General features: G+C 70.7%; 19 protein-coding genes. 4 read left to right on the forward strand and 15 right to left on the reverse strand.

The features are described 5' to 3' along the window. Window positions 1–15: 15 nt before the first annotated feature. Window positions 16–927 carry an SGNH/GDSL hydrolase family protein gene (locus ACIQNU_RS03700; protein ID WP_401360503.1) on the reverse strand — a complete coding sequence of 304 codons (912 nt, stop codon included), beginning with the start codon at window positions 925–927 and terminating at the stop codon, window positions 16–18. A gap of 420 nt (window positions 928–1,347) precedes the next feature. Here ACIQNU_RS03700 and ACIQNU_RS03705 point away from each other — a divergent pair, with 420 nt between their 5' ends. Then, complete coding sequence (locus ACIQNU_RS03705) at window positions 1,348–1,845, forward strand: DUF3145 domain-containing protein (protein WP_401360504.1); 498 nt, start codon at window positions 1,348–1,350, stop codon at window positions 1,843–1,845. A gap of 183 nt (window positions 1,846–2,028) precedes the next feature. On the opposite strand, the gene fabF is transcribed toward ACIQNU_RS03705, so the two are convergent. The 5 genes from fabF to ACIQNU_RS03730 form a co-directional block, all read right to left on the reverse strand. After that, window positions 2,029–3,291 (reverse strand): beta-ketoacyl-ACP synthase II, encoded by a 1,263-nt coding sequence (gene fabF, locus ACIQNU_RS03710; RefSeq protein WP_401360506.1) that lies wholly within the window; start codon window positions 3,289–3,291, stop codon window positions 2,029–2,031. Window positions 3,292–3,366: 75 nt separating this feature from the next. Continuing rightward, entirely contained in the window at window positions 3,367–3,615 is a 249-nt protein-coding gene (locus ACIQNU_RS03715; RefSeq protein ID WP_401360508.1) for an acyl carrier protein, read from the reverse strand. Between the two features lie 72 nt (window positions 3,616–3,687). Further along, the gene (locus ACIQNU_RS03720; RefSeq protein WP_401360510.1) at window positions 3,688–4,689 is read right to left on the reverse strand and encodes a ketoacyl-ACP synthase III; all 1,002 of its coding nucleotides are present in this window, start codon (window positions 4,687–4,689) and stop codon (window positions 3,688–3,690) included. A 16-nt stretch (window positions 4,690–4,705) separates the two neighbouring features. Beyond that, a complete protein-coding gene (locus ACIQNU_RS03725; RefSeq protein ID WP_401362424.1) occupies window positions 4,706–5,695 on the reverse strand; it encodes an ACP S-malonyltransferase in 990 nt (329 codons plus the stop codon). An 89-nt stretch (window positions 5,696–5,784) separates the two neighbouring features. Then, the gene (locus tag ACIQNU_RS03730; protein ID WP_401360512.1) at window positions 5,785–6,990 is read right to left on the reverse strand and encodes a PucR family transcriptional regulator; all 1,206 of its coding nucleotides are present in this window, start codon (window positions 6,988–6,990) and stop codon (window positions 5,785–5,787) included. Window positions 6,991–7,085: 95 nt separating this feature from the next. On the opposite strand from ACIQNU_RS03730, the gene ACIQNU_RS03735 reads away from it, so the two are divergent. Further along, window positions 7,086–7,802: a pirin family protein gene (locus tag ACIQNU_RS03735; protein WP_401362427.1), complete on the forward strand. Its 717-nt coding sequence runs from the start codon at window positions 7,086–7,088 to the stop codon at window positions 7,800–7,802. A gap of 32 nt (window positions 7,803–7,834) precedes the next feature. Here ACIQNU_RS03735 and ACIQNU_RS03740 read toward each other — a convergent pair whose 3' ends face one another. Both ACIQNU_RS03740 and ACIQNU_RS03745 read right to left on the reverse strand, forming a co-directional pair. After that, on the reverse strand, window positions 7,835–8,674 hold the full coding sequence (locus ACIQNU_RS03740; protein ID WP_401360514.1) for a serine hydrolase domain-containing protein: 840 nt from the start codon (window positions 8,672–8,674) through the stop codon (window positions 7,835–7,837). Window positions 8,675–8,837: 163 nt separating this feature from the next. Beyond that, window positions 8,838–9,329, reverse strand: coding sequence for a GNAT family N-acetyltransferase (locus ACIQNU_RS03745; RefSeq protein ID WP_401360516.1), 492 nt, complete (start codon window positions 9,327–9,329; stop codon window positions 8,838–8,840). A gap of 97 nt (window positions 9,330–9,426) precedes the next feature. Here ACIQNU_RS03745 and ACIQNU_RS03750 point away from each other — a divergent pair, with 97 nt between their 5' ends. Both ACIQNU_RS03750 and ACIQNU_RS03755 read left to right on the forward strand, forming a co-directional pair. Next, window positions 9,427–9,993 carry a MerR family transcriptional regulator gene (locus ACIQNU_RS03750; RefSeq protein ID WP_401360518.1) on the forward strand — a complete coding sequence of 189 codons (567 nt, stop codon included), beginning with the start codon at window positions 9,427–9,429 and terminating at the stop codon, window positions 9,991–9,993. Next, window positions 9,990–11,000 (forward strand): aldo/keto reductase, encoded by a 1,011-nt coding sequence (locus tag ACIQNU_RS03755; RefSeq protein ID WP_401360520.1) that lies wholly within the window; start codon window positions 9,990–9,992, stop codon window positions 10,998–11,000. The genes ACIQNU_RS03750 and ACIQNU_RS03755 overlap by 4 nt, the downstream gene beginning before the upstream one ends. Before the next feature lie 24 nt (window positions 11,001–11,024). On the opposite strand, the gene ACIQNU_RS03760 is transcribed toward ACIQNU_RS03755, so the two are convergent. The 7 genes from ACIQNU_RS03760 to ACIQNU_RS03790 form a co-directional block, all read right to left on the reverse strand. Continuing rightward, window positions 11,025–12,266 carry an acyltransferase gene (locus ACIQNU_RS03760; RefSeq protein ID WP_401360522.1) on the reverse strand — a complete coding sequence of 414 codons (1,242 nt, stop codon included), beginning with the start codon at window positions 12,264–12,266 and terminating at the stop codon, window positions 11,025–11,027. Further along, entirely contained in the window at window positions 12,263–13,423 is a 1,161-nt protein-coding gene (locus ACIQNU_RS03765) for an alpha/beta hydrolase (RefSeq protein ID WP_401362429.1), read from the reverse strand. Before ACIQNU_RS03765 ends, ACIQNU_RS03760 begins: the two co-directional genes overlap by 4 nt. Window positions 13,424–13,629: 206 nt before the next feature. Further along, window positions 13,630–14,307 carry a response regulator gene (locus ACIQNU_RS03770; RefSeq protein WP_401360524.1) on the reverse strand — a complete coding sequence of 226 codons (678 nt, stop codon included), beginning with the start codon at window positions 14,305–14,307 and terminating at the stop codon, window positions 13,630–13,632. A gap of 47 nt (window positions 14,308–14,354) precedes the next feature. Then, window positions 14,355–15,788 carry a sensor histidine kinase gene (locus ACIQNU_RS03775; RefSeq protein WP_401360526.1) on the reverse strand — a complete coding sequence of 478 codons (1,434 nt, stop codon included), beginning with the start codon at window positions 15,786–15,788 and terminating at the stop codon, window positions 14,355–14,357. A 134-nt stretch (window positions 15,789–15,922) separates the two neighbouring features. Next, window positions 15,923–16,816, reverse strand: a complete 894-nt coding sequence (locus ACIQNU_RS03780) for a DUF4429 domain-containing protein (RefSeq protein ID WP_401360528.1) — start codon at window positions 16,814–16,816, stop codon at window positions 15,923–15,925. Window positions 16,817–16,891: 75 nt separating this feature from the next. Next, window positions 16,892–18,103 (reverse strand): alpha/beta hydrolase, encoded by a 1,212-nt coding sequence (locus tag ACIQNU_RS03785; protein ID WP_401360530.1) that lies wholly within the window; start codon window positions 18,101–18,103, stop codon window positions 16,892–16,894. A 217-nt stretch (window positions 18,104–18,320) separates the two neighbouring features. Next, a complete protein-coding gene (locus ACIQNU_RS03790) occupies window positions 18,321–19,049 on the reverse strand; it encodes a TetR family transcriptional regulator (RefSeq protein ID WP_401360532.1) in 729 nt (242 codons plus the stop codon). Window positions 19,050–19,133 lie beyond the last annotated feature (84 nt).

A 19,133-nucleotide genomic window follows, 5' to 3' on the forward strand; every position in this document is an offset into this window, starting at 1 on the left:
CGGGTGGCCGGGGCCCTAGGTGACCGGTGCCTTCTTCGCGGTGACTGTGCGGTACGCGATGTCCGCGAGGCGCGATTGCCCGTCCTTGCTCGGATGGAACCAGTCCCAGTGGCTCAACTGCTCCCCGCCGAAGCGGTAGTCGAACACCGCGCCGCCGTCGTACCGGCACCGCCGGTCCTTCGCACATACGTCCCTGAGCACCTTGTTGTACGCCACCACCCGGTCGTGCACCTTGTCCCGGCGGGCCGTCGCCTTGGCGTCCAGGGCGTCCGCGTCGCCCAGCATCGAGGGGCAGATCCCCAGCTTCCACACCTGCTTGCCCAGCGGATTGGTGCGCCCCTCGGACCAGAGCCGTTTGAGGTCCGGCACGCTCGACACGTACACCTGCGACTTCGGCGACACCTTGCGCAGCCCGCGCAGCGCCGTCTCGAAGTCCTCCCGGAACTCGGCGACCGGCGTCATCGCGCGCGCCGACGCCCGGCACGCGTCGTTCGCCCCCGCCATCACCGTCACCAGGCCGGGCCGGTGGGCCGCCGCCTGCTGCATCTGACCGGGCAGATCGGCCATCCGGGCGCCGGTCACCGCGTAGTTCCAACTGCGCTCGGCGGCACCCGTCCTCCCGAGCAGCCGCACCGCGAGGCTCTGTACGGATTCGTCGCTGCCCGTCGCCCACGACACCTCGGGGCAGTCCGACAGGACCGTGCACGCGTCGAAGCCCCGGGTGATCGAATCGCCGACCGCCGCGACCGATGCGGGGCTGCGGTCCCAGGCCGGTGCGGGTTTCGCGGTCGCCGCACGCTTCGTACCGCCGTCCGGGGCCGAGGAGTCGCCGCCGAACACGTCGCACGCGCTGAGCCCAGCGACCCCGAGCACCACAGCCGTCACCGTGGCCACAGCGGTAACTGAGCGGCGACTGCCGTTCCGCATACCGGCTCCCCTCTGTCGTACTGCACGACGTCCTGACGGCGCCCAGGGTTGAGTCGCGCCGAACACTGGTGTCCGCGATGGCCGCCCCGGCACCCCCGACCGGGTGGAGCCGGGGCGGCCCCGAGAGTGAATGCTCGATGTTTCCGGGGATCGGGACCGACGGTACGTCACACTCCTTGCGCCGCCGCACGGTAGCCTCGGCCCCGTGGCGCCCGTCACTGCCGCCACGGCAGAGACAGGGCCGCCGGCCGACCCGGTGTCACCTCGCTGATTCGGTTCCGCTAAATTACATCACGTCACATCTGTCCCATTTACTTTGATTTATTTGACTTGTTTGGTTTCTTTGGTTCTTGAGGAATGGCTCGGCACGGGCGCGAGGCCGTCGGCAGCGGCGCACCTCGTCCCACACTGGAGGTCCCGGTGACGACGACACGTGGAGTTCTGTACGTGCACTCCGCACCGCGCGCGCTGTGCCCGCACGTCGAGTGGGCGGTCGCGGGCGTGCTCGGTACGCGTGTGAGCCTCGACTGGATCAGGCAGCCCGCCGCGCCGGGCACCTGGAGATCCGAGTTCTCCTGGAAGGGCGAGGTCGGCACCGCGTCCAAGCTGGCCTCCGCGCTGCGCGGTTGGCAGATGCTGCGCTTCGAGGTCACCGCGGAACCGTGCGCCACGGCCGAGGGCGAGCGCTACAGCGCCACGCCCGACCTGGGCATCTTCCACGCCGTCACCGGTATCCACGGGGACATCCTGATCCCCGAGGACCGGCTGCGCGCCGCGCTCGCCCGCTCGCAGCGCGGCGAGACCGACCTGGAGGGCGAACTCGCCAAGCTCCTGGGCAAGCCCTGGGACGACGAACTGGAGCCCTTCCGGTACGCGGGCGAGGGCGCGCCCGTGCGGTGGCTCCACCAGGTGGTCTGACGGGCTTTCTGGCGGGGCCTTCTGACGGCCCGTCGACAAAACGGCGACAGGGCCCTCACCTCGCGGCGAGGGCCCTGAGCGTGCCGTGTGCGGTTCGGACCGCCCGGAGTCAGACTGTCCGGGGTCAGGCCGACCGGAGTCAGACTGTCCGGAGTTGGACCGTCCGGAGTTGGACCGTCCGGGTCAGATCGTCCGGAGGGCGAGCACCACATTGTGGCCGCCGAAGCCGAACGAGTCGTTCAGCGCGGCGATCCGGCCCTCGGGCAGCGCCCGGGGTTCACCGCGGACGACATCCGCGTTGACCTCAGGGTCGAGGGTGCCGATGTTGATGGTCGGGGGAGCGATCCGGTGGTACAGCGCGAGCACCGACGCCACGGTCTCGACACCGCCGGCACCGCCGAGCAGATGGCCCGTCATCGACTTCGTGGCGGAGATCGCCATGTGGTCGACGTCGTCGCCGAACACCTTGCGCAGCGCCTTGATCTCGGCGACATCGCCCTGCGGGGTCGAGGTCGCGTGCGCGTTCACGTGCACGATGTCGGCGGGCTTCAGGTCGGTGGCGTCCATCAGGTTCTGCAGGGCGTGCGCGATGCCGTTGCCGGACGGCTCGGGCTGCGTGATGTGGTGGCTGTCCGCGGAGATGCCCTGGCCGACCGCCTCCACATAGACGCGGGCGCCCCGGGCCTTGGCGTGCTCCTCCGACTCCAGGATGATCACGCCCGCGCCCTCACCGAGCACGAAGCCGTTGCGGTCCACGTCGTAGGGGCGCGAGGCGCCCTGCGGGTCGTCGTTGCTCTTGGACATCGCCATCATGTTGCCGAACGCGGCGATCGGCAGCGGGTGGATCGCCGCCTCCGTACCGCCCGCGATCACGATGTCCGCACGGCCCGTACGGATCATCTCGATGGCATAGCCGATGGCCTCCGCACCCGACGCGCACGCCGAGACGGGCGTGTGCACTCCGGCGCGGGCACCCAGGTCGATGCCGACGTTGGCCGCCGGGGAGTTGGGCATCAGCATCGGCACGGTGTGCGGTGACACCCGGCGGACGCCCTTCTCCTTCAGTACGTCGTACTGGTCGAGCAGGGTCGTCACCCCACCGATACCGGAGGCGATGACCGCGCCCAGCCGGTCGGGGTTCACGCTGGTGTCCTCGCCGGCCTTGGCGGTGAAACCGGCGTCCTGCCACGCTTGCCTGGCCGCGATCAGCGCGAACTGCGCCGACCGGTCCATCTTGCGGGCCTGCGGACGCGGGATGATCTCACCCGGATCGACAGCGGCACGGGCGGCGATACGGACCGGCAGGTCCGCCGCCCACTCCTCTTCCAGCAGCCGGACCCCGGACCGGCCCGCGAGCAGGCCCTCCCAGGTCGAGGCTACGTCGCCACCCAGCGGTGTGGTTGCGCCGATACCGGTGACGACCACGGTGCGATTGGTCGAGCTCACAGGAATTCTTTCTCCACGGTTACGGGGGATTGAGCGGCGCCACCGCCGGGTGGCGGCAGGCTTCAGGCCCGAGGATCAGGACTGGTGCTTGAGGATGTAGTCGGTCGCGTCGCCGACCGTCTTGAGGTTCTTGACGTCGTCGTCGGGGATCTTGACGTCGAAGCGCTCTTCGGCGGCGACGACGACCTCGACCATGGACAGCGAGTCCACGTCCAGGTCATCGGTGAAGGACTTGTCCAGCTGGACGTCCTCGTTGGGGATCCCGGCGATCTCGTTCACGATCTCGGCGAGACCTTCGACGATCTCTTCCTGAGTGGCGGCCATGTCGGCGCTCCTTCGTATGTATCCAGAGGGTGTGGCGGACTCCGTACGGACCTGATGATCCGGACGGGATGCCTAGGGGAGGGTAACGACCGTGGCGGCGTACACGAGACCCGCCCCGAAACCGATGACGAGCGCGGTGTCGCCGCTCTTCGCCTCTCCGGTCGCCAGAAGCCGCTCCATCGCGAGCGGAATCGAGGCGGCCGAGGTGTTGCCGGTGGTCTCCACATCGCGGGCGACCGTCACATGCTCCGGCAGTTTCAGTGTCTTCACCATCGAATCGATGATCCGCATGTTCGCCTGGTGCGGGATGAAGACGTCCAGGTCGTCCGCGGTGATTCCGGCCGCGTCCAGCGCCTGCTGGGCGACCTTCGCCATCTCGAACACGGCCCAGCGGAACACCGCCTGGCCCTCCTGCGTGATCGCAGGGAACTTGTCGACGGTGCCGTCGCGGTAGTCCGTCCACGGAACGGTCTGCTTGATCGTCTCCGACTTGTCGCCCTCGGAGCCCCACACGGTCGGGCCGATCGCGGGCTCCTTCGCGGGACCGACGACGACCGCGCCGGCGCCGTCGCCGAACAGGAAGGCCGTCGCCCGGTCCTCCAGGTCCGTCAGATCGCTGAGCCGCTCCACGCCGATGACCAGCACGTACTCCGCGCTGCCCTCGACGACCATGCCCTTCGCGAGCGTCAGCCCGTAACCGAAGCCCGCGCAGCCCGCCGAGATGTCGAACGCCGCCGCCTTCGCCGTACCGATCTTGTCCGCGATCTCGGTCGCGACCGCCGGGGTCTGCTTGAAGTGCGACACGGTCGACACGACGACCGCGCCGATCTGCTGCGGGGTGATGCCCGCGTCCGCGATGGCCTTGCCCGACGCCTCCAAGGACATCGCGGTGACCGTTTCCTGGTCGTTGGCCCAGTGGCGGGTCGCGATACCGGAGCGCGAGCGGATCCACTCGTCGGACGAGTCGATCGTCTCCAGGATCACCTCGTTCGGCACGACCCGGGTCGGCCGGTAACCGCCGACACCGAGGATGCGCGCGTACGGCGCACCCTTGCTGGGCTTGATCTTCGACATGCTCTCGGGCTCCTTCTCAGGCCGTCTGCCCGGCGTGCCCTGCGTGCTCGGTGAGGAGCGCGCGAGCTGCGTCGAGGTCGTCGGGGGTCTTCAGCGCGAGCGTCGGGACGCCGGGCAGGGCGCGCTTGGCGAGACCGGTCAGCGTCCCACCCGGGCACACCTCGACGAGCGCCGTCACGCCGAGCGCCTTGAAGGTTTCCATGCACAGGTCCCAGCGGACGGGATTGGCGACCTGACCGACCAGTCGCGCCAGCACCTCGGCGCCGGTGTCGACCGTCTGCCCGTCCTTGTTGGACACATACGTGATCGACGGATCCGCCGGGGCCAGCTTCCTGGCCGCGTCGGCGAGGATGTCCACGGCCGGGCCCATGTGCCGGGTGTGGAACGCGCCGGCCACCTTCAGCGGCACCACCCTGCGCACGCCCTCCGGCTTGTCGGCGGCCAGCGCCGCCAGTTCGTCGGCGGTGCCCGCGGCCACGATCTGACCCGCGCCGTTCACGTTCGCCGCGGTCAGGCCCAGCTTCTCCAGATGCGGCACGACCGTCTCGGGGTCGCCACCGAGCAGCGCCGCCATCCCGGTCTCGGTGACGGCCGCGGCCTCCGCCATCGCCAGGCCCCGGGTGCGCACCAGCCGGAGCGCGGCCGGTGCGTCGAGGACACCGGCGAAGGCGGCGGCGGCGATCTCACCGACGCTGTGACCTGCTACGGCGCCGATACCGAGGGCGGTCAGGGGGGCGGCGCCGGACGGGGTGCCGTTGATGTCGGTGCCCGGTGCGGGTTCCGTGAGCGCGGCGGCGGACAGCAGTCCGGCCGCGACCAGCAGCGGCTGCGCCACGGCGGTGTCACGGATCTCGTCCGCGTCGGCGTGCGTGCCGTAGTGGGCGAGGTCGAGCCCAATGGCGTCCGACCAGGCGGCGATCCGGTCGGCCGCGCCGGGGAGATCGAGCCAGGGAGTCAGGAAGCCGGGCGTCTGGGCGCCTTGGCCAGGAGCGACGAGTACGAGCACACTCACACTCTCTCTTGTGGACGGCACACGCCGCCCGTGGGGACAGGGACGAAGAACGGCGGGGGGAATTGTAGGTCCCCGACAAAACGCTAGCTCTGGGGATCTCCGTCGGCCAAGCGCCCAAGAATCAGCGCGATCCGCAGGGTGAACGCGGACCTTACGTCAGAGGGTGACCATCCGGTGACGTCTGTCACACGTCGGAGCCGGTAGCGCACGGTGTTCGGGTGCACGAACAGCATCCGCGCGGCACCTTCGAGACTGCTCGCCTGTTCGAGATACACGCTGAGCGTCTCCAGCAGAGCCGACCCCGCCTCTTCGAGCGGTCTGTAGATCTCCTCCACCAACTGCTCGCGCGCCGACGGGTCCGACGCGATCGCGCGCTCCGGCAGGAGATCGTCCGCCAATACGGGCCTCGGCGCGTCCTGCCACGCCCCGCACGCCTTCAGCCCCGCTGCCGCCGCCTGCGCGGACCGGGTCGCGGCCAGCAGGTCGGGCACGACCGGACCCGCCACCACGGGCCCCGCCGCATACGGTCCGATCAGCGACTTCGCCACCTGCAGCGGATTGTCGCTCCCTCCGGCGATGACGACGAGACGGGTCCCGAGCACCCCGGTCAGCACCTGGAGCTTCGCGTGCCGCGCCGCCCGGCGAATCGCCTCCACGGTCAGCTCACTGTCACCGTCGGGCGCCGTGCCCAGCACCACGCACACATGCTCGGGCGCGCTCCAGCCCAGCGCCGCCGCCCTGCTCACCGCACCCTCGTCGGCCTCCCCGGACAGCACCGCGTTCACGACCAGCGATTCCAGCCGGGCGTCCCACGCGCCCCGCGCCTCGGCGGCCTGCGCGTACACCTGCGCCGTCGCGAACGCGATCTCCCGCGCGTACACCAGCAGCGCCTCGCGCAGCACCGACTCGTCGCCCGGCGCCGCGACCTCCTCGATGGCGGACTCCATCACCTCGATCGTCGTCCGCACCATCTCCACGGTCTGCCGCAGCGTGATCGCCCTGGTCAGCTCGCGCGGCGCGGTACCGAACACATCCGTGGAGATCGCCTGCGGCGCGTCCGGGTGCCGGAACCACTCGGTGAACGCCGCGATCCCGGCCTGCGCCACCAGCCCGATCCAGGAGCGGTTCTCCGGGGGCATCGCCCGGTACCACGGCAGGGTCTCGTCCATCCGCTGGATGGCCTGCGCGGCGAGACTGCCGGACGACTTCTCCAGCCGCTTCAGGGTCGCGGCGTGCGCGTGGATGTCGCGGGCTGAGGGCTCGGTCTTGCCGACTTCGGGTTCGGGCACGGGGACAAGACTGCCTTATCGGGACGGGCGCGCGTATCGGCGGGTCCACCGTGGTTGCCGCGTAGTTGCCGCGCGGGGCTACCGTGGACGGCGTGATGGATGTACGGCGCGCCGCCGAGCGCTACCCGGGGGGCGACCCGGCGGCCGGGATCGAATCCCTGCACGCCTTCTCCTTCGGGCCCCACTACGACCCCGACAACCTCCGCTTCGGCGCGGTCATCGCCTGCAACGAGGAGCGCCTCGCCCCCGGCACCGGCTTCGACGAACACCCGCACAGCCACACCGAGATCGTCACCTGGGTGGTCGAGGGCGAACTCACCCACCGCGACTCCACGGGCCACGCCTCCGTCGTCCGCCCCGGCGATGTCCAGCGCCTCAGCTCCGGCGGCGGCGTCCGCCACGTCGAACGCAACGAAGGCCCCGACCCGCTGGTCTTCGTCCAGATGTGGCTGGCCCCCCACGAGCCAGGCGGCGAACCCTTCTACGAGGTCGTCCACGGCATCGCCGACTCCACCCCCTACGCCCTGCCCGAGGCCACCGCGATGCTCCACGTCCGACGCCTGATCCCCGGCGAACGCACCGCCGTACCGGACGCCGCCCATGTGTACGCGCATGTCGTACGGGGGGAGGTCGATGTTCGGGGTGCCGGGAGTAGCGGGGGAGACGGGGGTGTCGGGCGTGACGGGGGTGTCGGCCTGGGGCCGGTGAGCCTCCGTCCCGGTGACGCCGTGCGGATCAGCGACGCGAAGGGGCTGGAGGCCGTGGCACGGACCCCCGCGGAGTTGCTCCTGTGGGAGATGGGTCCCCGCTGACCCCGCCGGCCCTTACTGATGGCCCTGCCGGCTCACAGTTCGGCGAGCACCGCGTCGGTGAACGGCGGCCACACCTCGACCGCCCACGGCCCGAACACCCGGTCGGTCAGCGCGACACACGCGGCCCCCGCACCCCGGCCGTCCGCCCACCGGGCCTCCGGATCGATCCACAGGAACGTCCCCGCCTGACCGAAGTGCCCGAACGTCCTCGGCGACGACGCACTCCCCGTCCAGTGCGGCGACTTCGCGTCCCTGATCTCGAACCCGAGCCCCCAGTCGTTCGGGTTCTGATGCCCGTACCCCGGCAGCACCCCCTTCGTCCCCGGGTACTGCACCGTCATCGCCTCCGCCACCGTCCGCGGGTCGAGAAGCCGCGGTGCCTGCACCTCGGCGGCGAACTTCACCAGGTCGTCGACCGTCGACACCCCGTCCCGCGCCGGCGACCCGACTCCCTCCAGCGCCGTGGCGTTCATCCCCAGCGGCTCCAGCACCGCCTGCCGCAGATACTCGCCGAACGGGATGTCCGTCGCCTTCGCCACATGATCACCCAGCACCTCGAAACCGGCGTTCGAGTACAGCCGACGCGTGCCGGGTGCCGAGGTCACCCGGTGCTCGTCGTACGCCAGCCCGCTGGTGTGCGCCAGCAGGTGCCGCACCGTCGATCCCTCCGGCCCGGCCGGCTCGTCCAGCTCGATCGCGCCTTCCTCGTACGCCACGAGTGCCGCGTACGCCGCCAACGGCTTCGTCACCGAGGCCAGTTCGAAACGGTGCGAGGTGGGTCCCCGCGTTCCGGTGACGGTTCCGTCCGCACGGACCACGGCCGCCGCGGCTGCCGGCACGGGCCAGTTCTCGATCAACGCCAGGCTCTGCATACCGACGAGCCTAACGTCCACCCATCGGCCGGATCCCGGGGCCCGGAGCGGGTACGGGGTGGGTACGGGGTGCGGTACGCGGTGGGGTGTGGGAGAGGGTGTGCCCGGGGAGAGCGCGGGGTTGGCGCGGGGTTGGCGCTGAGTGGGGGTCTCCGAAGGGCCGTCAGCGCGGTTCGGGCGGCCGGATCGTCAGCCGCATCGCCGGTGCCGGCGTCCGCGCGAATCCCAGCGACGCGTACAACGGCTCCCCTTCCTCGGACGCGTGCAGGTCGATCTTGCCCACGCCCCGCTCCCGGAGCCAGGCCAGCAGCGCCGTCATGCAGGCCCGCGAGTACCCCCGGCGCCGCATCCCCGGATCCGTCGCCACATTGAACACATGTCCGGTCAGGCCCCGGAGATTGCCCGGCCCGGCCAGCCGCCGTTCGACCGTGCCCGTGGCGCACGCCGCCAGCGCGCCCTCCCGGTCGGGATGATCGATGACGAACACCCCCAGGTCCCCGTCCCCGCCCGGCCCTGCCAGCCGCACCCTCAGATCCTCCGCCGCGAACGCCTGCCATGCGACATCGTCACTCGGCGCCATCGAGTCCAGCATCACCTTTCGCAGCCGTACCAACTCGTCCGCGTCCCGTGGTGTCGCCCGGCGTACAACCGTCATGATCCGCACGCTACCGAGCGCCCCTCCACCCGTCGCCCCGTTTTTCCTCCTGGCTGCGCTTGCTTGGAGTGCACTCCAAGGTTCTAGCGTTGAGGTCATGACGGTGATGGAAACGGTGACACAGACCAAGGCCGCACCGGCGGGCACCACGACCGGGGCGCGACCGCGGCCCGGAGCGAGCCGGTCCGGAGCGAGCCGGTCCGGACAGGCGCGGTCAGAGCAGGCGCGGTCCGGGCAGGACGTCTGCGCCGCGGGACCCGCCGCGCACCCCCGCCCCCAGGGACAGGACCAGTACACGATCAGCGAGGTTGTCGCCTTCACGGGTCTGACCGCACACACCCTGCGTTGGTACGAGCGGATCGGGCTGATGCCTCATGTCGACCGCTCGCACACCGGCCAGCGCCGCTACACCAACCGTGACCTCGACTGGCTCGACTTCGTCGGCAAGCTGCGCCTCACCGGCATGCCCGTCGCCGACATGGTGCGCTACGCGGAACTCGTACGCGCCGGAGAAGACACCTTCGCCGAACGCCGCGACCTCCTCGAAGACACCCGCCGCGACGTCCTGACCCGGATCGCGGAGCTTCAGGACACCCTCGCCGTCCTCGACCACAAGATCACGTTCTACGCCGACAGCTCCACCGAGAGGACCGCTACCCGATGAGCCGCATCACCACCGCCCAGCTCGGCTCCGACGGCCCCGCGGTCGGCGTCCAGGGGCTCGGCTGCATGGGCATGAGCTGGGCCTACGGACCCACCGACACCGACGAGGCCCGCGCCACCCTGGACCGCGCCCTCGACCTCGGCATCACCCTCTACGACACCGCCGACGCCTACGGTGCCGGCGAGAACGAACGCTTTCTCTCTTCATTTGTCAAGGTGCACCGCGACGAGATCGTGCTCGCCACGAAGTTCGCCCTCGCCACCGACCCGGCCGACCCGACCCGGCGGATCATCAACAACGACCCGGACTACATCCGGTCCTCCATCGACGGCAGCCTCCAGCGCCTCGGCGTCGACACCATCGACCTCTACTACATGCACCGCCGCGCCCTCGACATCCCGATCGAGGAGACCGTCGGCGTCATGTCCGAGCTGGTCCGGGCCGGCAAGGTCAAGCACCTCGGCCTCAGCGAGGTCACCGGCTCCGAACTGCGTGCCGCCCACGCCGTGCACCCCATCGCCGCCGTCCAGTCCGAGTGGTCCCTGTTCAGCCGGGACATCGAACAGGGCGTCGTACCCGCCGCAGCCGACCTCGGTGTCGCCCTCGTCGCCTACTCGCCCTTGGGCCGAGGCTTCCTCACCGGCTCGTTCGTCAGCGCCGACAAGGAACTCTCCGCCGACGACTTCCGCCGTCAGCAGCCCCGCTTCACCGGCGACAACGCCGCCGCCAATGCCTCCCTCCTGGAGCCCGTCCGCTCCGTCGCCGCCGCCCATGACGCGACCCTCGGCCAGGTCGCCCTCGCCTGGGTCCACCAGCAGTCCCGGATCCACGGACTGCCCGTCGTCCCCATCCCCGGTACCCGTAAGCGCACCCGCGTCGAGGAGAACGCCGCCGCCACCCGCATCGTCCTCACCGACGACGAACTGGCCCGGTTGAACCGCATCGCCGACCAGGTCACGGGCGAGCGGTACACCGACATGCGCTTCACCTCCGCCGGCCGGGAGTAGTCCGCCCGCCCTGGCCCCGGCCGGTCATGCCAGGCCCAGTGCGAAGACCGCGAACCCGGCCGCCAGCAGCCCCGCCATCGCCCGCACGGCCCCGGTCGCCTTCGTCCACGGCGACTCGAAACCCCGGGCCCACCGCCCTATGACGACCAGCACCACGGCGAACACCGGCAGCCAGGCCAGCCGCGCCGCTATCCAGCCGAAGCTGTCCGGCGCGCCCACCAGGCCGGGGACCGAACCGGCCAGCGACGCCGGGACCGCCGCCGTCAGCATCGCCGTCTGATGCCAGCACAGGATCGTCATCGCCGACAGGTTGATCACCACGACAGGGGCCCACAGGGCGGGGCGGCGCAGCACCCGTCCCAAGCGGTCCCGCAGCAGGATCGCCGCGCCGCACTGCACGGAGGCCAGTGCCAGCACCAGCAGGGACGGCGGGTGCGAGTTGGTCCGCACCTCACCCGGGACGCCGACCATCGACGCCGGGTAGTGGAAGACCAGCAGCAGCGCCGCGAACAGGACCGCGCCTCCGCCGAGCAGCAGCGCCGCACCCCGCCGTCCCAGCTTCCGCTCCGACCAGCAGACCCCGAGCTGATAGGCGAACATCCACCCCGGCAGCACATTCAGCAGGCTCAGCCAGGACGGCATGGCGTCGCCCCAGGGGCCGTACCGCAGCAGGTCGACCACGGCCACGGACCCGAGGAGCGGTGCCGCCGCCCATGCCCCCAGCCGTTCCGCCGCGCGGAGGCACACCGGGGTGAGCGCCGTGATCACCGTGTACACGCCCACGAACCACAACGGCTGTATCACCAGTGTCGATCCGGTCCGCAGCGTCGTGCCGGGCACTCCCGCCGCGTACAGCACGGGTATCAGAGCGGCCCACACCGCTGTCACTCCCAGCACCGGCCGTCCGAGCCGGGCCACGCGTCCGCGCAGCCAACTCCCCGTCGATTCCCCTCGGCTCCTCGACCGGCGGTAGGACAGTGCGGAGGCATAGCCGCCGACCAGGAAGAACACACCGAGCATCTGGAGGATCCAGCTGACCGGCGCGAGGAAGCCGAAGGCCGACAGCGGGCTAGCGTTGTGCAGGGCGCCCTCCGGGCCGAGGGTGAAGCCGCCGAGCAGCCAGTGCCCGGTCGGCACGGCGAGCAGGGCGAGTGCCCGCAGGCCGTCTATCGCACGGTCCCGATGGGCGGGCGTCTTCGCGTCGATGGTGTCGGCGGCGGCCGACGCCTTGCGAAGCCCGCGGCGCAGGGTGTCGGTGGCCGTCATGACAGCACCCCCTCGCGGATCCCGGTCCCGGTGGCCGCGCCGTGCCGTTCTGCGGAGCCCGTGGCTATGTCGGCGAAGGCGCGCAGCGAGTCCGTGCCGGGAGCGAAGTACCCCGAGTGGCCCGTGGCGTTCTTCGCGGGGACCCGGCGGGCACCGAATTCCGGGGCTGTCGGATCGGGGCCGTGGCCGAGTCCGAACAGCTCGACGTTCGGCACCTTGCTGATCCAGTCGTTGTCGTCCTTCGCCGCCCAGACCCTGGCGCGCGTGTGCAGATCTGCGACCGTGTCCGCCCGCATACCCGGCGAGGCGAGGACGATCAGATCGGACGCGGGCATCCGCGAGGCCGCGCGACCGCAGACCACCGAGCCGTAGCTGTGGCAGAACACCGAGGGCTTCGGTGTGCCGGCGGCCGTCAGGCCCGATACGAACCTGGCCAGGCGTGGCGCGCCGGCCTCCGCCAGCCGTCCCGTCGCCACGTCGGGGCCGATGCCGACCGGCGTGGTGTACCCGACCCAGGCGACCACGGCGGTGCCGGGTCCGGCCGTCTGCCGCAGCGAGCGCGCCATCCCGACCGGCGTGCCGTACCCCTTGTCGGCGCGGTCGAAGGAGCCGAGGTCGATGTCGGAGCCGGGGACGACGACCGAGACGTGCTTGGCCCCGGCCAAGTCCCCGAAGACCTCGGCGATCTGTCCGCGTCCACGGGGGTCGAAGGCGAGGATCTGCCGCCCCGGTACCAGGAGTTCGGTGTACCGGGTGATCAGCGACCGGGCCAGCTCATGGTCCTGCGAGGTGAGTTCCGGGTCTTTCGCGCGGGCTCGCTCCTCGTCACGTGCGGCGGCCAGCGCCAGCGCGTTCGCCTCGTACCGCGCGGTGATCGGTGCGCCGTCCAGGTTGCCGACGACGCCGGGGTGGCGCCTCACCAGCTTTCGCAGCTCGGTCGCGCTCATTGAGGCGAAGAAGGCGGCCACTTGGGCGGGCCGGGCGGTCGCGGGATCCGGCAGGGCGGTACCGAGCGTGTGGTCGGCCCGCCAGGACGCGGTGCCCGGCGGCGGGCCCGTGACCGGAATCTGTTCCGTCCCCGCCGCCCAGCCCGCCGTACCCGTCACGACTGTCGTGGTGAGCGCCGCCGCGACGAGTGTCCGCCGCCCCCGCCCCATGGACCCGCTGGGCAGCGCGGTCCGTGAGCTTCGGTACTTCTCCCATGAGTTGAGGCGCATGGCCCTGATCCCCTCCGTCCGATGGCCTGACGAGGGGAAAGGTAAGGAGAAAATGCCTGGTCACACGTCACACCGCGGTGCCAACTCGGAGGTGATACCGGGGTATTCGCTGGTGATACCGCAGTAGGGGGTAGGGGCCCGTGCCGCTACTGGTCGCCGGGTGTGACCAGCCCGGATTCATACGCGAAGATCACGGCCTGGGCGCGGTCGCGCAGGCCCAGCTTGGACAGGACCCGGCCGATGTGGGTCTTGACCGTCTGCTCGGCCAGTACAAGCCGGTCCGCGATCTCCTGGTTGGACAGTCCTCGCGCTATCAGCTCCAGTACCTCGGTCTCACGCGGCGTCAGGCCGTTGAGGTCGAGTGCGCGGTTCCGGCGCGGAGCCGGCTTCTGCCGTGCGAACTGCGCGATCAGCCGCCGCGTCACCGAGGGCGCGAGCAGCGCGTCCCCGCCGGCCACCACGCGCACCGCGGCGATCAGATCCGTCGGCGGCGCGTCCTTCAGCAGAAACCCGGACGCGCCGGCCCGCAGCGCCTCGTACACATAGTCGTCCGCGTCGAAGGTGGTGAGCATCAGCACCTTGGGCCGGTGGACGACACCGGGAGGAGGGTCCAGGAGCGCGCGGGCCGCGGCCAGGCCGTCCATCTCCGGCATCCGCACATCCATGAGAACGACGTCGGGATGTGTGGTGCGGCTGACCTGGACTCCCTCCTTGCCGTTCGGTGCCTCGCCGACGACGTCGATGTCGCTCTGCGCGGCGAGCAGCGCGGCGAAACCCGCTCTGACCATGGCCTGGTCGTCGACGATGATCACGCGGATGGTCATACGGGACGGGACTCCTTCAGGGAGAGCGGGGTGTCGGACACGGCGCGTCAGGTCTCAGGGCCGTCGGGCGGGGCGGCGCCGCCCGGTTCGACGACGGGCAGCCGTGCCGCGACCCGGAAACCCCCGTCGGGCAGTGGCCCGACGTCGAGGGTGCCGCCGATCAACCGTACGCGCTCGGCCATTCCGACCAGCCCGTGTCCCGTGCCACCGCTCTCCAGTGGGGCGGCCCGCCGGGGCGCGGGTGCGTTCACGACGATGATCATCACATGTTCGCAGTCCGTCGAGACCAGTACCTCCGTGCGGGCCCCGGGTGCGTGTCGTACGACATTCGCCAGGGCCTCCTGCACGATGCGGTAGGCGGACAGATCGACGGCGGGGGAGACCTTCGCCAACTTCTGGACGAGGGCGATCTCGGGGACCGACATCTCGACCGGCACCCCCGCGCGCACGGTCGCGTCGGCCAATTGCTTCAGCCGGTCCAGACCGGGCTGCGGCGCCCGCTCACCCTGGGCGTTCTCACTGCGCAGCACCGACAGCAGGCGCCGCATCTCGCCCAGGGACTCCCGGGCACCAGCCGCGATGGACTCGAACTCCCTGACCACCTCGGGGCCGAGCCCTTGCAGACGGTACTGCGCGGAGTCCGCCTGCACGGAGATCACCGACATGTGGTGCGCCACCATGTCGTGCAACTCGCGCGCGATACGTGCCCGCTCCTCCAGAAGCGTCCGCTGCGAGCGCTCCGCCTCGCTGATGGTCTCCTGCTCGACCAGCTTGCGCTGCGCCTCCCCGCGCTCCCGCAGCAGAGTTCCAAGCAGCAGCACCGCACCACTGAGCACGATCATCAGGACACTCGTGTCCTGGGTGCCCGGAGCCTTGAACGCGGCGAGGGTCAGACCGGCGACCACGGTGACCAACCAGATCCCGATCAGGGTGCGCCGTCTCTCCCGTAGGGAAAGAGTCAGGCACAGGGCCACGTACCCCACGATGACAGGGGGCGTCCATGGTGCCGGACGGGGTTCGCCCGTGTTCACGACGACGACGGCGCCCAGCACATCGGCGACGATCACGATCCACCACGCGGGCAGCGGACGGCTCACCGCCAACAGCAGCGGAGCGGCCTGAGCGACGCCGAACGCACCGGCGAGGGCACCGTCGATGCCGTAGTCGTTGGCCAGCAGGAGGGTGGTGCTAGGGATCAGGGCAGTCACGAAACCCAGCGCGACCACATAGGGCAGCAACCGCATCCAGCGCCGCGGCGCGCCGGACATCAGCGCCTCGGTCGACCCGGACGGCGTGGTCAGCACCTCGCCGGCCAGCCGCAGCCAGTCCCGCACGGCGACTCCGGCGCGCTGCCAGAACGGCATCCGGATCCAGCCCTGCACGACAGCCCCGGCGCGCCGCCGAACGGCCGGGCGCGGCGGGTCCTGCGACGGGCGGCTTTCGCGGCCCGGCGGCTCCGGGGGAGTGGATGCAGTGCTCATGGCCTGATCAGCGTAGGCAATGCGGCCCCGGTCCCGCGTCATACCGAGGAGCCGGAACCCATGTCATACCGGGGTATGACCCCGCACCTCGCCGGATCACAGCTCCACGTCGGATCACAGATCACCGCGCCGGATCACAGCTCCGCGAGCAGCTCCGCCTTCTTCGATGTGAACTCCGCGTCCGTGACGAGGCCGGCCTGATGGAGTTCGCCCAGGTGCCGTATACGGTCCGCGATGTCCGCCGGGTCACGGCGCGCCGCCGCTGTCCGCTCGGCCGGCAGTGCGGGAGCCGTGCCCGGCCCGGTGGCCGGCCCCGATGACCGCACTGCGGCGAGGACCGCCGCGGCGAACGGCAGGGACTCGTGGACCGGGCCGTAGCCGAGGCCGAACACGACGGCCGCCGGGTCCTGGTCCGCCTGCGGGGGCTGAGGGACCTGCGCCCCGGAGCCGGTACGGCGCAGCAGTCGCAGATGGCCCTCGAACAGCTCGGGGGAGCGCCACTCGACGCCGCTGAGATCCGAGACCGGGAACGTCTGGTCGCCGGCCTTCCACTTCGCCGAGGAGGCGCCCGTCCAGAACCACCGGTAGGACACCGACTTGCCGTCGAACGTCGCCTTCCCGTCGTACGCCTTGAAGTGCAGCGGCGCCTCGGGAGCGGCCACGAGATACCGGTCGGCAGGGGCGTCGCCGTCCCGCGTGACCAGGGGCCGGAGTTCGTCGGCGTAGTACTCCGCCAGCGTCTCGCGCTCGGCCGGCAGAACCAGCCGGTAGGGATCGCATCCGTCCTTGAGCTGCCCGTCGGCCGCGTCCATGAGCGGATCGGCGCCGGGCCTCGGCACGGCGTGCAGTACAACGGTCCCGCGTTTCCCGGGAGTCAGCGTCACCGCCGCGACCGCCTCGTGGGGGATCCGGCGCTCACCGAGCGCCTGGAACAGCTTGGGCGTGCGAATCCCCCGTTCGAAGCGGATGAGCACGGAGTCCGACTCGAACTCCCAGGCGGCTTGAAATCCGGCCAGTACGTCACCCATGCGGCTCATCGTATGCGGCACGCGCGCCCCCGTCCCCTCCTGCGGCGGACCGCACTTCCTGCGCTTCTACGCGCGTCAGGCCGTCGTGCCGCCGGACAAACCACTCCGGCAGCCGTCATCCCCACTGGCACATCGCACCCCGAGGTAGGAACCGATGCCGATTTCGGCGAAGTTGGTCAGACTCTCCGTCCCCGGCTCGAAGTAGCCCGCGTGCCCCTTCGCCCCGCGCGCGGAGAGCACGCGCGCGCCGAACGCGGACGACACCGGATCCGCGCCGTGCCCGATCCCGCCGACCTCCAGATGCGGCACGTCCCCGATCCAGTCGTCGCCGTCACGTGTCGCCCAGACCCGAGCGCCGGTGTGCAGTTGGGACACGGAGTCGGCCCGCATACCGGGACTGCCCGCCACCGCGATGTCGCTGACCCGCCTCGGCACGCTGTGGGCGGCGACCCCGCACAGGACCGAACCGTAACTGTGGCAGTACAGCGCGACGCGGGACGTGCCCGGCAATGCCCGCAACAGGGCGTTCAGCCTGACCGCGCCGTCCTTCGCGCGCGTGGCCGTCGCCGCCTCCACGCCGAGGCCACTGGGGGCCGTGTAGTCGGCCCACGCGATAACGGCCACCCGCGCGCGGGTGCTCGCGGAGCGCTCGGCGTCGTACAGCGCGCGTGCCATCCCCAGAGGCGCCGAGTACTTGCGGTAGGTGCGCTGGAACGTCAGCAGGTCGGTGTCGATGCCCGGTACGACGACGGACACGTGCTGTGCGCGGTTGAGGTCACCCAGGACCTCGGCGACGCGTCCGCTGCCCGTCGGGTCGAAGGCGAGGATGTGCCGGCCGGGCCGCATCAGGGCCTCGAACCGGTGCATGCGTCTGCCCGCGTCGTGCTGCCCGGAGGGAGAGAGTCTGCTGTCGTGCATGCGCCGGCGTTCCAGCTTGCGCGCGCTGTCGAGCGCGATGTGGTTGGCCCGGTAGCGCAGCTTCACCGGAGCGCCGTTCATGTTGCCGACCACGAGCGGATAGCGCGTGGCGAGACGGGTGCGCTGGTGAGGTGTGAGCGAGCCGAAGAAGTGAGCGAGGCGGGTCGGCGACGCGCTCGGGTCGGGGAGGCGGTGGCCGTTGATGTGGCCCCGCTCCCAGGCGGCGAGAGCGGTACGCAGCGGGGAACTGGTGTTGCGCTGGTTGTGCAGTGTCGTCCAGCCGGTGGTCGCCAGCATCACGAATACGACAGCCAGCGCCAGCAGGGCGCGCCAGACGCTGAGTGGGGGAGTCGAGTCGAAGGAAGTCACTGCGGGACACCCTAGGAGAAGCGCGGACCCCTCCGTGCAGTGGGTGATGCGGATCACGTTTCCGGCGGGGAAATTGCATCAAAGCGGGCGTACCTGGTCAGGTCTCGTCACACTCCGTCGACCATTCTGGCGTCCCGCCCGTCGCAGTGCGACCGGGGGCGCGCCGGGGAAACCGCACTCCGCACGAGAAAAGGCATCACCCCGCGCGCGGCGAACCTCACTCCGCGCGCGTGTTCTTCGAACGGGCGCGCAGTGCGGAAGAACCGTTGGGTTCCGTCGGGGCTTCGGCGTGTTCCGTCGAGCGGGCGCGCGCCGTATGCCAGTCCTCCGCGAGCGCGGGACCCACCTGATCGAGGTAGGTCGTCGTGAGTGCCCGGATCGACGCGACACTGGTGTCCTCTCCCGCGCCCCACAGGCGGCCCGTGACGCGCATGACACCGGTGAACGCGGCCACGGCCACCCGGGGCCTGGGGTCGGCGTCCACGTCCAGCCCCTCGCGCTCGGCGATCAGCCGCGCGATCTGCTCCTCCATGTCGCACGACCGGCGCAGATGTACGGCGAGAAGCGACGGCGTCGACTCGATCATCTGGTAGATGCGCATGTGCAGTTCCACCGGGACTGCCGCCTTGATGACCTCGTCGATGGTGTCCCAGGAGTCCAGGACGGCCCTTCTGAGGGCCTCCAAGGGGCTTTCCTGGGGAGGGCGTTCGCGCAGTTCGGTGAGGAAGTGGCGCTCGATCATCTCCTGGACGGCGAAGACGGTCTCCTCCTTCGTGGTGAAGTACCGGAAGAAGGTGCGCTGGGAGACGCCGACGGCATCAGCGATCTCGTCGACCGTGGTTTCGTCGTACCCCTGGGCCGTGAACAGTTCGAGCGCGGCCCTCAGCAGCGCGTCGCGCGTGAGCTGTTTTTTGCGCTCCCGCAGTCCCGGATGGGGTGTTGTCACACTTTTCCTCTTTTCTGCCGCTTGTGCAGCGTAAACGACCTGTGAGCAACGTGACAGTTACCGACTTGTGAAATGGTTTGTCAA

Source organism: Streptomyces sp. NPDC091292, from assembly GCF_044757265.1.
Lineage (GTDB): Bacteria > Actinomycetota > Actinomycetes > Streptomycetales > Streptomycetaceae > Streptomyces.

What these genes read in the sequence shown, in the direction of transcription:
- ACIQNU_RS03740 (WP_401360514.1), bottom strand. Translation starts at nt 8,674, where the DNA reads ATGCAGAGCCTGGCGTTGATCGAGAACTGGCCCGTGCCGGCAGCCGCG.
- ACIQNU_RS03715 (WP_401360508.1), bottom strand. Translation starts at nt 3,615, where the DNA reads ATGGCCGCCACTCAGGAAGAGATCGTCGAAGGTCTCGCCGAGATCGTG.
- ACIQNU_RS03780 (WP_401360528.1), bottom strand. Translation starts at nt 16,816, where the DNA reads ATGGGTGACGTACTGGCCGGATTTCAAGCCGCCTGGGAGTTCGAGTCG.
- ACIQNU_RS03765 (WP_401362429.1), bottom strand. Translation starts at nt 13,423, where the DNA reads ATGGGGCGGGGGCGGCGGACACTCGTCGCGGCGGCGCTCACCACGACA.
- ACIQNU_RS03720 (WP_401360510.1), bottom strand. Translation starts at nt 4,689, where the DNA reads ATGTCGAAGATCAAGCCCAGCAAGGGTGCGCCGTACGCGCGCATCCTC.
- ACIQNU_RS03755 (WP_401360520.1), top strand. Translation starts at nt 9,990, where the DNA reads ATGAGCCGCATCACCACCGCCCAGCTCGGCTCCGACGGCCCCGCGGTC.
- ACIQNU_RS03735 (WP_401362427.1), top strand. Translation starts at nt 7,086, where the DNA reads ATGGATGTACGGCGCGCCGCCGAGCGCTACCCGGGGGGCGACCCGGCG.
- ACIQNU_RS03745 (WP_401360516.1), bottom strand. Translation starts at nt 9,329, where the DNA reads ATGACGGTTGTACGCCGGGCGACACCACGGGACGCGGACGAGTTGGTA.
- ACIQNU_RS03750 (WP_401360518.1), top strand. Translation starts at nt 9,427, where the DNA reads ATGACGGTGATGGAAACGGTGACACAGACCAAGGCCGCACCGGCGGGC.
- ACIQNU_RS03700 (WP_401360503.1), bottom strand. Translation starts at nt 927, where the DNA reads ATGCGGAACGGCAGTCGCCGCTCAGTTACCGCTGTGGCCACGGTGACG.
- ACIQNU_RS03760 (WP_401360522.1), bottom strand. Translation starts at nt 12,266, where the DNA reads ATGACGGCCACCGACACCCTGCGCCGCGGGCTTCGCAAGGCGTCGGCC.
- ACIQNU_RS03775 (WP_401360526.1), bottom strand. Translation starts at nt 15,788, where the DNA reads ATGAGCACTGCATCCACTCCCCCGGAGCCGCCGGGCCGCGAAAGCCGC.
- ACIQNU_RS03770 (WP_401360524.1), bottom strand. Translation starts at nt 14,307, where the DNA reads ATGACCATCCGCGTGATCATCGTCGACGACCAGGCCATGGTCAGAGCG.